8 protein-coding genes are annotated in these 12,933 nt (G+C 70.0%); 2 read left to right on the plus strand and 6 right to left on the minus strand.

Going from position 1 to position 12,933, the window contains the following annotated elements:
• Nucleotides 1–86 precede the first annotated feature (86 nt).
• The gene (locus AB0I18_RS18890; protein WP_363106633.1) at nt 87–1,712 is read left to right on the plus strand and encodes an MFS transporter; all 1,626 of its coding nucleotides are present in this window, start codon (nt 87–89) and stop codon (nt 1,710–1,712) included.
• Between the two features lie 62 nt (nt 1,713–1,774).
• On the opposite strand, the gene serA is transcribed toward AB0I18_RS18890, so the two are convergent.
• The 6 genes from serA to AB0I18_RS18920 form a co-directional block, all read right to left on the minus strand.
• Nucleotides 1,775–3,364, minus strand: coding sequence for a phosphoglycerate dehydrogenase (serA, locus tag AB0I18_RS18895; RefSeq protein ID WP_363106634.1), 1,590 nt, complete (start codon nt 3,362–3,364; stop codon nt 1,775–1,777).
• 260 nt (nt 3,365–3,624) lie between these two features.
• Complete coding sequence (gene ilvC / locus AB0I18_RS18900; RefSeq protein WP_363106635.1) at nt 3,625–4,626, minus strand: ketol-acid reductoisomerase; 1,002 nt, start codon at nt 4,624–4,626, stop codon at nt 3,625–3,627.
• A gap of 189 nt (nt 4,627–4,815) precedes the next feature.
• Nucleotides 4,816–5,343 carry an acetolactate synthase small subunit gene (gene ilvN / locus AB0I18_RS18905; protein WP_363106636.1) on the minus strand — a complete coding sequence of 176 codons (528 nt, stop codon included), beginning with the start codon at nt 5,341–5,343 and terminating at the stop codon, nt 4,816–4,818.
• 38 nt (nt 5,344–5,381) lie between these two features.
• Nucleotides 5,382–7,262 carry an acetolactate synthase large subunit gene (locus AB0I18_RS18910; protein WP_363106637.1) on the minus strand — a complete coding sequence of 627 codons (1,881 nt, stop codon included), beginning with the start codon at nt 7,260–7,262 and terminating at the stop codon, nt 5,382–5,384.
• 229 nt (nt 7,263–7,491) lie between these two features.
• Nucleotides 7,492–10,398, minus strand: a complete 2,907-nt coding sequence (locus AB0I18_RS18915; RefSeq protein WP_363106701.1) for an EAL domain-containing protein — start codon at nt 10,396–10,398, stop codon at nt 7,492–7,494.
• Nucleotides 10,399–10,852: 454 nt separating this feature from the next.
• Nucleotides 10,853–11,794: a 2-hydroxyacid dehydrogenase gene (locus AB0I18_RS18920; protein ID WP_363106638.1), complete on the minus strand. Its 942-nt coding sequence runs from the start codon at nt 11,792–11,794 to the stop codon at nt 10,853–10,855.
• A gap of 75 nt (nt 11,795–11,869) precedes the next feature.
• Between AB0I18_RS18920 and AB0I18_RS18925 the strand changes: the two genes are divergently transcribed.
• The gene (locus AB0I18_RS18925; protein WP_363106639.1) at nt 11,870–12,904 is read left to right on the plus strand and encodes an aldo/keto reductase; all 1,035 of its coding nucleotides are present in this window, start codon (nt 11,870–11,872) and stop codon (nt 12,902–12,904) included.
• The last annotated feature ends 29 nt before the right edge of the window (nt 12,905–12,933 follow it).

Consider the following 12,933-nt stretch of genomic DNA (forward strand, 5'->3'; position numbering starts at 1 on the left):
GACAAGCGTCCCAGACGCCGGTATTACACGACAGTCTCATACGCTCGTACTAGACAAGCGTTTAAGACGTGCGTACATTCCTCGCCATGACAAGCCCGACGAGCACGACCACCTCCCCCGCAACCCTCGCCGGCCGCCGTGAATGGGCGGCGGTCGGCGTGCTGATGCTGCCGCTGCTGCTGGTCTCGATGGACGTCTCCGTCCTCTACTTCGCGATCCCGCAGATCAGCGCCGACCTGGAGCCGTCCGGCAGCCAGCAGCTGTGGATCTTCGACATGTACGCCTTCGTGCTCGCCGGACTGCTGATGACGATGGGCGCGCTCGGCGACCGCTTCGGCCGCCGCAGGCTGCTCCTGCTGGGCGCCGCCGCCTTCGGCGCGGCCTCGCTGGTGGCCGCGTACGCCGACAGCGCCGAGACGCTGATCGCGGCCCGCGCGGTGCTCGGCATCGGCGGCGCGACGCTGATGCCGTCGACGATGGCGATCATCCGCACGATGTTCACGGACCCGGCCCAGCGCACGAAGGCGATCGCGCTCTGGTCGGGTGTGATGACGGCCGGCATCGCCCTCGGCTCGGTGATGAGCGGCTTCCTCGTCGAGCACTTCTGGTGGGGCTCGGTCTTCCTGGTGAACCTGCCCGCGATGGCGCTCCTGCTGGTCCTCGGCCCGGTCCTGCTCCCCGAGTCCAGGAACCCGGAGCCGGGCCGCTTCGACCTGCTGAGCGTGCCGCTGTCGATGGCCGCGGTACTGCCGGTGATCTACGGCCTCAAGGAGATCTCCGCCGAGGGCTGGAACGTCCGGTACGTCGTCTCGGTGACCGTCGGCCTGCTCTTCGCCACGCTCTTCGTGCACCGCCAGCGCACCGTCGAGTCACCGATGATCCCGGCCGCGCTCTTCCGCAGCCGCGGCTTCTCCCCCGCCGTCTCGCTGAACCTGCTCTCCATGTTCGCGGTGATGGGCTCGGCCTACTTCACCACCCAGTACCTCCAGTCGGTCCTCGGCAAGAGCTCCATGGAGGCCGCGCTGTGGAGCCTGCTGCCCAGCGTGCTGATCGGGGTCGCCGCGCCGACCGCCGCGGTGCTGGTGGCGCGGGGGGTGAACCGGGCGTACGTCGTCTCCGCGGGCTTCGTGATCGCCGCCTGCGGTTTCGCGATGCTGGCCGTCTCCGGTACGGACTCGATGTGGCTGGTGCTGGGCGGTGCCGCGGTCATCGCCTCCGGGCTCGTCATCGTGATGTCCCAGGTGATGGACCTGGCGCTGAGTACCGTGCCGGTCGAGAAGGCGGGCACCGCCTCCTCGGTGCTGGAGACCGGCTCGGAGTTCGGCGGCGCGCTGGGCATGGCACTCCTCGGCTCCATCGGTACCGCGGTCTACCGCGACGAGATCCCCGACAGCGCCCCGGCCGTCGCCCACGAGACCCTCGGCGGCGCCCTCGCCGTGGCCCAACAGCTGCCGGACCGGGCGGGCGACGCCCTCGCGACCGCGGCCCGCGAGGCCTTCACCAGCGGAATGCAGGCGGCCGCGATCGCCGGCGCGGTGATCCTGCTGGCCGCGGCGGCCCTGGCGGCGGCGACCCTGCGCGAGGTGCGGGTACGCGAGGACGACCACACAAAGTTGCTGGGCGGGCCGGATACTCCGGCCCGCCCAGCAACTACCAACCTGCCCGCCACCTACCAGCCCGCCCCAGCACCCTCCAGCCCGTCCGGCGTTTGAGGACGAGGCCGTTCAGGCCGAAAGCGGGGGCCTGGGGGCGGCAGCCCCCAGTGGCGGGCACCTCACACGAGGTTGACCGACCGAGCAGACGTGGCACCGATCTCGTCGGCCAGCTCCGTCAGCACGTTCGGCGGAACCGTGTCGTCCACCGTCAGCACCGCGAGCGCCTCGCCACCGAGGTCGGTGCGGGACACCTGCATACCGGCGATGTTGATGCCGGCCTCACCGAGGATGCGGCCCAGCGCGCCGACGACACCGGGACGGTCGGCGTAGTTGAGGACGACCATGTGGTCGGCGAGCGCGAGGTCCACGTCGTACTCACCGACGGCGACGATCTTCTGGTGGTGCTTGGGTCCGGCGAGCGTGCCGGAGACCGAGACCTCCTGGCCGTCGCTCAGCGTGCCGCGCACGGTGACGACGTTGCGGTGGTCCGGGGACTCCGAGCTCGTGGTCAGCCGCACCTCCACGCCGCGCTCCTGGGCGAACAGCGGGGCGTTGACGTACGACACGGTCTCGTCGACGACGTCCTCGAACACGCCCTTGAGCGCGGAGAGTTCGAGCACCTTGACGTCGTGCTGGGTGATCTCGCCGTACACCTCGACGTCGAGCCGGACCGCGACCTCGCCCGCGAGCGCGGTGAAGATACGGCCGAGCTTCTCGGCGAGCGGCAGGCCCGGCTTGACGTCCTCGGCGATGACGCCGCCCTGGACGTTGACCGCGTCCGGGACCAGCTCGCCGGCGAGGGCGAGACGGACGGAGCGGGCGACGGCGATGCCCGCCTTCTCCTGCGCCTCGTCGGTGGAGGCGCCGAGGTGCGGGGTGCAGACGACCTGGTCGAGCTCGAAGAGCGGGGAGTCCGTGCAGGGCTCCTTCGCGTACACGTCGAGACCGGCGCCGGCGACCCGGCCCTCCTTGAGCGCGGAGTACAGCGCGACCTCGTCGACGATCCCGCCGCGCGCGGCGTTGACGATCCGCACCGAGGGCTTGACCTTGTGCAGCGCCTCGTCGCCGATGAGACCGACGGTCTCGGGCGTCTTGGGCAGGTGCACGGTGATGAAGTCGGAGACCTCGAGCAGCTCGTCCAGCGAGAGGACCTTGACGCCCATCTGCGCGGCCCGCGCGGGCTGTACGTACGGGTCGTAGGCGACGACCTTCATGCCGAACGCCGACATGCGCTGGGCGACGAGCGCACCGATGCGGCCGAGGCCGACCACCCCGAGGGTCTTCTCGGCGAGCTCGACACCGGTGTACTTGGAGCGCTTCCACTCGCCGTTCTTGAGCGCCGTGTTGGCCTGCGGAATGTGGCGCGCGGTGGCCAGCAGCAGACCGCAGGCGAGCTCGGCGGCGGTCACGATGTTCGAGGTGGGGGCGTTGACGACCATCACGCCGGCCTTGGTGGCCGAGGAGACGTCGACGTTGTCCAGGCCGACGCCGGCTCGTGCGACGACCTTCAGCTTCTTCGCGGCGGCGATGGCCTCCGCGTCGACCTTGGTGGCGGAACGGATCAGGATCGCGTCGACGTCGGCGATCGCGGGCAGCAGCTCGGCCCGGTCACCCCCGTTGACGTGCCGGATCTCGAAGTCCGGGCCCAGGGCGTCAACAGTCGCGGGCGACAGCTCTTCAGCGATGAGTACGACAGGTTTCGAGCTCACGTGAGTCCTCACAGGTCCATTGCGGACGGCCGTCCCGACGGCCGCAGGCGGTGGAGGGTTGTCCGCGTGGAAGACGCACGACGCTGTGGGCCCGACGCGTATGTAGTGGAGCAGTCTAGTGCCGCGGCGGACGTCATCCCACGCCTCCGCGGAAGGATCACCCGGACGTGGCCGACGCCATGGGACACATGGGACAGCGGCGTTACCCGGGGTTCGGTCAGGGGGCCGGAGCGGCTCGCGCCGGCCCCCTGCCGCGAGGCTCAGGCCTCGTCGTCGCTGACCCACGACATGAGCTTGCGCAGCTCCTTGCCGGTGGTCTCCAGGAGCGAGTTCTCGTCCTGGGTCTTGTACTCGTTGTACTTCTTCAGACCGCCGTGGTACTCGTCCATCCAGGCCTGCGCGAAGGTGCCGTCCTGGATCTCGGCGAGGACCTTCTTCATCTCGGCCTTGGTGGCGTCCGTGATGATCCGCGGGCCGGTGACGTAGTCGCCCCACTCGGCGGTCTCGGAGACCGACCAGCGCATCTTCTCCAGGCCGCCCTCGTACATCAGGTCGACGATGAGCTTCAGCTCGTGCAGGCACTCGAAGTACGCGATCTCCGGCTGGTAGCCGGCCTCGGTCAGCGTCTCGAAACCGGCCTTGACCAGCGCGGCCGTACCACCGCAGAGAACGGCCTGCTCACCGAACAGGTCGGTCTCGGTCTCCTCGGTGAAGGTCGTCTTGATGACGCCGGCGCGGGTGCCGCCGATGCCCTTGGCGTACGACAGCGCCAGCTCGAAGCCGTTGCCGGTGGCGTCCTGCTCGACGGCCGCGATACACGGAACGCCGCGGCCCTCCTCGTACTGGCGACGCACGAGGTGACCCGGGCCCTTGGGGGCGACCATGCAGACGTCGATGCCGGCCGGCGGCTTGATGAAGCCGAAGCGGATGTTCAGGCCGTGGCCGAAGAACAGCGCGTCGCCGTCCTTCAGGTTGTCCTTGATGGACTCCTCGTACACCTGGGCCTGGATCGGGTCCGGGACGAGGATCATGATGACGTCGGCCTCGGCCGTGGCCTCGGCCGGGGTCACCACGCGCAGGCCCTGCTCCTCGGCCTTCGCCTTGGACTTGGAGCCCTCGTGCAGACCGACCCGGACGTCGACACCCGAGTCACGGAGCGACAGCGCGTGGGCGTGGCCCTGGCTGCCGTAACCGATGACCGCGACCTTGCGGCCCTGGATGATGGACAGGTCGGCGTCGGCGTCGTAGAACAGCTCGGCCACTGGGTTCTCTCCTATGTCCTGTGTGCTGGGTGTTACGTCCCACCGTACGGCGGGAGGGGGAAGGGACGTTCCGGGGTCTCGGAATACGGGCGGCAGGCGGCTCTCCCACCGCCCGTTTCCGGTCGTACGTGAATCTTCTACGTATCTTCTGCGAGCACTACTACGTATCTTCTACGAGCCTTGCGGGCCCTATGCCGAGCGGTCGAGCGCACGCAGCGAGCGGTCCGTGATCGAACGCGCGCCGCGGCCGACGGCGATCGTGCCGGACTGGACGAGCTCCTTGATGCCGAACGGCTCCAGCATCTTGAGCATGGCCTCCAGTTTGTCGCTGCCGCCGGTGGCCTCGATGGTGACGGCCTCCGGGGAGACGTCGACGGTCTTGGCGCGGAACAGCTGGACGATCTCGACGATCTGGGAGCGCGTCTCGTTGTCCGCGCGCACCTTCACCAGTACGAGTTCGCGCTGGACCGCGGAAGCCGGCTCCAGTTCGACGATCTTCAGGACGTTGACGAGCTTGTTGAGCTGCTTGGTGACCTGTTCGAGCGGCAGCGCCTCGATCACGTTCACCACGATGGTGATACGGGAGATCTCGGGGTGCTCGGTGACGCCGACGGCCAGCGAGTCGATGTTGAAACCGCGGCGCGAGAACAGGGCGGTGATCCGGGCGAGGACGCCGGGCTTGTTCTCGACCAGGACGGAGAGCGTGTGCTTGGACATGGGTCTGTTTCCTTTACCTATTCCTTTGCCTACGGCTCTCAGTCGTCTTCGTTGTCGCCGAAGTCGGGGCGGACGTCTCGGGCGGCCATGATCGTGTCGTTCGAGGTGCCGGCGGCGACCATCGGCCACACCATCGCGTCCTCGTGGACGATGAAGTCGACCACGACGGGTCGGTCGTTGATGGAGTTCGCCTCTTCGATGACCTTGTCGAGGTCGTCCAGGTTGTCGCAGCGGATCGCGTAGCAGCCCATGGCCTCCGACAGCTTCACGAAGTCGGGGACGCGGGTGCCGGCGCTCGGCGACGCGGGTGAGCCGCTGTTGGATCCGACGCTGTCCGCCTCGGGGCCGGAGTGCAGCACCGTGTTGGAGTAGCGCTGGTTGTAGAAGAGGGTCTGCCACTGGCGGACCATCCCGAGGGCACCGTTGTTGATGATGGCGACCTTGATCGGGATGTTGTTCAGAGCGCAGGTGGTGAGCTCCTGGTTGGTCATCTGGAAGCAGCCGTCGCCGTCGATCGCCCAGACCGTGCGCTCCGGTGCTCCCGCCTTGGCGCCCATCGCGGCCGGGACCGCGTAGCCCATGGTTCCGGCGCCGCCGGAGTTCAGCCAGGTGGCGGGCTTCTCGTACTGGATGTAGTGCGCGGCCCACATCTGGTGCTGGCCGACGCCCGCCGCGAAGATCGTGCCTTCCGGGGCGAGCTGTCCGACGCGCTCGATGACCTGCTGCGGGGAGAGCGAGCCGTCCGCGGGCTGCTCGTAGCCGAGCGGGTAGGCCTCGCGCCAGCGGTTGAGGTCCTTCCACCAGGCGCTGTAGTCCCCTGTGTTGCCCTCGCTGTGCTCCTTCTGCACGGACTGCACCAGGTCGGCGATGACCTCGCGGGCGTCACCGACGATCGGCACGTCGGCGGCGCGGTTCTTGCCGATCTCGGCCGGGTCGATGTCGGCGTGGACGATCTTGGCGTACGGGGCGAAGCTGTCCAGCTTGCCGGTGACGCGGTCGTCGAAGCGGGCTCCGAGGGCGACGATCAGGTCGGCCTTCTGCAGCGCGGTGACGGCGGTGACCGCACCGTGCATGCCCGGCATTCCCACGTGCAGCGGGTGGCTGTCGGGGAATGCGCCGAGCGCCATCAGGGTGGTGGTGACGGGCGCTCCGGTGAGTTCTGCGAGGACCTTCAGCTCGGCGGTGGCGTGTGCCTTGAGGACGCCGCCGCCGACGTAGAGGACGGGCCGCTTGGCCTGGGTGATCAGCTTGGCGGCCTCGCGGATCTGCTTGGCGTGCGGCTTGGTCACCGGGCGGTAGCCGGGCAGGTCCTGGGTGGGCGGCCACTGGAAGACGGTCCGCGCCTGGAGGGCGTCCTTGGCGATGTCGACGAGGACGGGACCCGGCCGGCCGGTGGAGGCGATGTGGAAGGCCTCCGCGATCGTCCGCGGGATGTCCTCGGCCTTGGTCACCAGGAAGTTGTGCTTGGTGATCGGCATGGTGATGCCGACGATGTCCGCCTCCTGGAAGGCGTCCGTGCCGATCGCCTTGGAGGCGACCTGGCCGGTGATCGCGACCATCGGCACGGAGTCCATGTGCGCGTCGGCGATCGGGGTGACCAGGTTGGTGGCACCGGGACCGGACGTCGCCATGCAGACGCCGACCTTTCCGGTGGCCTGCGCGTAGCCGGTGGCCGCGTGGCCCGCACCCTGCTCATGGCGGACGAGCACGTGCCGAACCCGCTTGGAGTCCATCAGCGGGTCGTAGGCCGGGAGGATCGCGCCGCCGGGAATACCGAATACCGTCTCGGCCCCGACCTCCTCGAGAGAACGGATGAGGGACTGCGCGCCCGTGACGTGCTCGGGGGCGGACTGCTGTCCTCCGGAACGGGGCCGCGGCTGCGGATGGTGGGCCCCGGTGGCCTGCTCGGTCATCGGCATTCTCTTCTCGATGCTGAGGGTTTTTGCGAAGTTTGTGCGGTGTACGACTGATTCCTGTGCAACAAAAAACCCCTCGTGCCGTGAGGCAAGCGAGGGGAGCGCGTCGGGTGCGGTCGCTGGGAGTTCCGGGTCATCGGATCCGGTGCGTCCCAGCTCAGCCGACGCGCTTTCCAAGTACGAGAATTCGGGTGCGCATGGCACAGACCCTCTCCCCGGCACGCGGTGCCTGTCAAGTGGGTGGGACGGGAGTCTCATCATGTGAGCGGAGCGCGGTACCGGTCCCGTACGCCGACGCGGAGGCCCCGGCCGCATACGCACTCGCACTCGTGCTCCCACCTGCGTAGACACCGCCTCCTCCGCCACCCACGAAGACCGGCTCGGCCGGGCCGTGGGGCACCGGGTAGTGACCGGCCGCCAGCGCGCGGCGCAGCCGGTACTCGTCCAGGGGCCCGCAGAACGCCATGCCCTGCCCATGCGTGCAGCCCATCGAGCGCAGGGCGATGGCCTGCTCGGGCAGGTCGACGCCGTCGGCCACGGTCTGCAGCCCGAGGTCGCACGCGATCCGGAGCACCCCACTGGTGATCTTGTGGAGCCTGGCCGACTCGACGACACCCTCGACCAGGCTGCGGTCCAGTTTCAGTACGTCGACGGGGAGGCGGCGCAGTGCGGTGATGGTCGCGTAGCCGTTGCCGAAGCCGTCCAGGGCGATCCGGACACCGAGGCGCCTGAGCGCGTTCAGACGGCGCTCCAGCTCGTCCAGGGAGACCTTGGGGTCGGTTTCGGCCAGTTCGAGGAGCAGGGCGCCGGAGGGCAGGCCGTGCCGGGTCAGCAGGGCCTCGACGGAGCCGAGGGGCATGGACCGGTCGAGGAGCCTGCGGGCGGTCATCCGGACGGCGACGGGCACGGCGAGCCCGGTGGCGCTGCGCTCGGCGGCCTGCTCGACGGCCTCCTCCAGCGTCCAGCGGCCGAGCTCCGCGGTGCGGTCGCTGTCCTCGGCGACGCGCAGGAAGTCGGCGGGCGTGAACAGCACGCCCTGGGCCGAGCGCCAGCGCGCCTGGGCTTCGACCGCCGTGATCCGGCCGGTGTCGAGAGAGACCACGGGCTGGTGCAGCAGCGCGAACTCGCCGTCGTGCAGGGCGGCCCGCAGCCGGGTGGCCAGCTCGGCCCTCCGTACGACGTCCTGCTGCATTTGAGGCGCGTACAGCTCGACACGGCCCTTGCCCGCGGCCTTGGCCCGGTACATCGCCAGGTCGGCGTTGCGCAGCAGCTCACCCGCGCCCAGGCCGGGCTCCGCGAAGGCCACGCCGATGGACGCGGCGACCCGGACATCGTTGCCGTCGATGGTGTACGGCTGCGAGAGGGTCAGGCGGAGCCGGTCGGCGAGCTCGAAGATGTGGCGCTCGCGCGCGGTGCGGTCGCGGCTGCCGTCGCCGACGATCAGGGCCGCGAACTCGTCGCCGCCGAGCCGGGAGGCGGTGTCCCCGTGGCGTACCGCCTCCTGGAGTCTGCGGGCGGCCTGGACGAGGAGCTCGTCGCCGGCCTGGTGCCCGATCGTGTCGTTGACGGCCTTGAAGCCGTCGAGGTCGATGAAGAGGACGGCGGTGCCTCGGTCGGAGGAGCGGCGGCCGGAGAGCGCCTGTCCGACGCGCTTGGTGAACAGGGCGCGGTTGGGCAGGTCGGTGAGCGGGTCGTGTTCCGCGTTGTGCTGCAACTGCGCCTGCAGGCGCACCCGTTCGGTCACGTCACGGCTGTTGAAGAGGAGGCCGCCGTGGTGGCGGTTGACGGTCGACTCGACGTTGAGCCAGCCGCCGTCGCCCGACTTGAAACGGCACTCTATGCGGGTGGTGGGTTCCTCGGCGGGGCTGGCGGCGAGGAAGCGGCGCACCTCGTGCACCACACAGCCCAGGTCCTCCGGGTGGATCAGCGAGGCGAGTTCGGAACCCTTGAGCTCCTCGGCGGGCCGTCCGTAGACCCCGGCGGCGGCCGGACTGACGTACTGGAGGATGCCGTTCGGTGCGGCGATCATGATGACGTCGCTGGAGCCCTGCACCAGGGAGCGGAAGTGGCTTTCCGTCTGGGCCAGTTCCTGGGTGAGGGTGATGTTGTCGATGAGCATGATGCCCTGGCGTACGACGAGGGCGAGGACGACCGTCCCACCGGTGATGAGCACCACGCGGTCGACGCTGCGGCCGTTGAGCACGTTGTAGAGGATCCCCAGGGTGCAGACGGCGGCGGCCAGGTAGGGGGTGAGCGCCGCCAGCGAACTGGTGATGGGCCGGCTGGCCGGATTCCGACTGTGACCTCCTTCCTGGAGGGGCACGTGTGCCGGTTGGCCCTGCCGGGGCCCAGGCACGTAGCCGTACACCACGCGCGTGTGCCCCTCTTCTTCCGTGTGTCCGTGTCGTGGCCCCACCCAGGGGGCGTAGGCGAGCAGGAGCGAGCCGGCGAACCAGCCGGCGTCGAGCAACTGCCCTGAGCGGTAGTCGTTGTGCAGCAGTGGTGAGGTGAACAGGGCGTCGCACATGACCGTCAGGGCCAGGGCGCCGATCGCGGTGTTCACCGCGGAGCGGTTCACCGACGCGCGCCTGAAGTGCAGGGCGAGCACCATGCTCACCAGGGCGATGTCCAGCAGTGGATACGCGAGCGACAGCGCACTGTGCGCGACGCTCGGACCCTCCGCCTTCGCCGCGTGGGCGAGCGCGAGGCTCCAGGAGAGCGTGATCAGCGAGCCGCCGATCAGCCAGGCGTCCAGCCCCAGACAGACCCAACCTGCCTTGCTCACCGGCCGTTTGGCGAGGACGAGCAGTCCCACGATGGCCGGCGGCGCGAAGCACAGGAAGAACAGGTCGGCGTAGCTCGGGCTGGGCACCGGGCTCTCCAGGACGACCTCGTACCATCCCCAGACGAAGTTGCCCACCGCCGCCATCGCGGAGGAGAGCGAGAACAGCAGCCAGGCCGGTCGAAAGCGGCTGCGGCGGGTGCGGGCGCAGCAGAAGCAGGAGACGGCCGCGGTGGCCGCCGCCGCGCTCAGCCCGAAGTCGCCCATGATCAGCGCGAGTTTCGGCGAACCCCAGCCGAGCGCGGAACCGACGGCGTATCCCGCGCACACCAGGGCCAGCGCGAGCTGCGGGATCATGCTCGTCCCGCCGCCTCCGCCGCCGACGACCGGCCGGCCGGCCAGCAACGCCCCCGGGGAGCTCACTGTGTCTCTCCGGTCCGTGCCGCCCCCGAGTCCCTCTGGTCCCGGTGCGCCGGATGCGCGTGCCGCCTGCGGCCGCCGTGCCTCCGGTGGTGGCCACTGTGGCAGCTGTGGCCGCGTCTGCGCGGTGCCGCGTGCCAGGGTCGCCGTCGGCGGCCCCGCCGCGTCGGATCGTTGGTCCATAGGCCGTGCATCGCCCGTCGCCCCCCTCGCAGTTGCTGTCCTGATCCCCGGCGCCGAATGGTTCGCGGCGCTGCCCCTGTCGGGACGATACACCAGTCTCGTCACTCAGGGACATAGTTCCTCTACGCTCCGTGACCACCAGCGGCGATGCGGACACGGTCCGCGTTCGGGGGAGTGCGGAGGGTGCCCGACGCGGACCAGGAGCCCGCTAGGAGCCCGTCGTAAGGACCACGTTGCGCAGCGGCTCCCGGTTCACGAAACGGTTCAACTGGTCCACCAGGAGCCGCTTGGCGCGCGGCAGGAACGCTGAGGTCGGACCGCCCACATGAGGGCTGATGAGCACTCCGGGCGCATGCCACAACGGGTGTCCCGGGGGCAGCGGTTCGGGATCGGTGACGTCCAGGGCCGCCCGGATCCGGCCACTCTCCAGCTCGGCGAGGAGCGCCTTGGTGTCGACGACACCGCCGCGGGCGACGTTCACGAGCAGCGCCCCGTCCTTCATCCGTGCCAGGAAGTCGGCGCCGGCCAGGCCTTTCGTCTGTTCCGTGAGGGGGGTGATGAGCACCACCACGTCGGCTTCCGGGAGGAGTTCGGGCAGTGCGGTGATCGGATGCACTGGGCCGCGCGCCGTCTCACGTGCGGAGCGCGCGACGCGCGCCACCCGCGCGAGCTCGAAGGGCGCGAGCCGGTCCTCGATGGCGGAACCGACTGCCCCGTAGCCGACGATCAGAACGGTCTTGTCGGCGAGCGCCGGGCGGAACCCGGACCTCCACTCCTCGCGGTCCTGCCCCCGGACGAAGTCCGGGATGCCGCGCAGCGAGGCGAGGATCAGGGTGAGCGTGAGTTCCGCGGTGCTGGCGTCGTGCACCCCGCGCGCATTGCACAACCGCACGCCCTGGGGCAGCAGTCCGAGCCCCGGCTGGACGTGGTCGATGCCGGCCGACAGCGTCTGCACGACCTGTACGGACGTCATGTCGGCCATGGGGCGCACCGAGACGTCGCTCGGCTGCATGTAGGGCACGACGTAGAACGCGCAGTCGGCGGGATCGGCGGGAAACTCCTGCTCACCGTTCCAGAAGCGGTAGTTGAGCTCTTCGGGAAGGCCGTCGAGGTCGTCCGGGCGGAACGGCAGCCACACTTCGTAAGTCATGGTCAGGAGGCTATGCGAAGCACCCGGAGGTGCAGAGGTTAGTTTGGGGTGCCAGGAGAGGGAGGGTACGGCCAGGTGGAGCGCAGGACGATCGGGGCGGCGGCGCTCGAGGTGGGTGCTGTCGGCCTCGGGTGCATGCCGATGAGCTGGGCGTACTCGGGTTCGCGGCAGCGGGGCGACGAGTCGCTGCGGACCGTGCACGCCGCTCTGGACCAGGGCGTGACACTCCTCGACACCGCCGACATGTACGGGCCGTTCACCAATGAGCTGCTGGTGGGACGGGTACTGAAGGAGCGGCGCTCCGAGGCCTTCGTGTCGACCAAGGTCGGCCTGCTGGTGGGCGAGCAGCACATCGTGGCCAATGGGCGCCCCGGCTATGTGAAGCGGGCCTGCGACGCCTCGCTGCGCCGCCTGCAAACGGACGTCATAGACCTGTACCAGCTGCATCGCGCCGACCCCGAGGTGCCGGTCGAGGAGACGTGGGGCGCGATGGCTGAGCTCGTCTCGGCGGGCAAGGTGCGGGCGCTCGGGCTGTGCGCGGTGGGCGCGCGGGCCGGCCGCCGGTCGGGGGCACGTCTGCACGACGGAACGATTCGGCAGCTGGAGCGGGTGCAGCAGGTCTTCCCGGTGAGCGCGGTGGAGGCCGAGCTGTCGGTGTGGTCGCCGGACGCGCTGGAGGCGCTGCTGCCGTGGTGCGAGGCGCGCGGTGTCGGCTTCCTGGCGGCGATGCCGCTCGGCAACGGCTTCCTCTCCGGGACGCTCACCCCGGGCGAGGGCTTCGAGCCCGACGACGTACGCGCCCGGCATCCGCGCTTCACCGCCGAGATGATGGCCGCGAACCAGCCGATCGTCGCCGGTCTCCGCCGTATCGCGCGCAGGCTCTCGGCGGCCGGGACACAGGAGGCGCAGGGGGCGGAGGACATCGAGGTCACCCCCGCGCAGGTGGCACTCGCGTGGGTGCTCTCCCGCGGTCGGCACGTGGTGCCGGTGCCGGGAACCAAGCGGGCGTGCTGCGCGGCGGAGAACGCGGGCGCGGCCGGCCTGCGCCTGACGGCTCAGGACCTCGCGGAGGTGGCGGCGCTGCCCGCGGCGCAGGGGTCCTGGGACTGATCCGGGGAGGGTCTCGGGACCGAAACCGC

Source organism: Streptomyces sp. NPDC050704 (assembly GCF_040654355.1).
Lineage (GTDB): Bacteria > Actinomycetota > Actinomycetes > Streptomycetales > Streptomycetaceae > Streptomyces.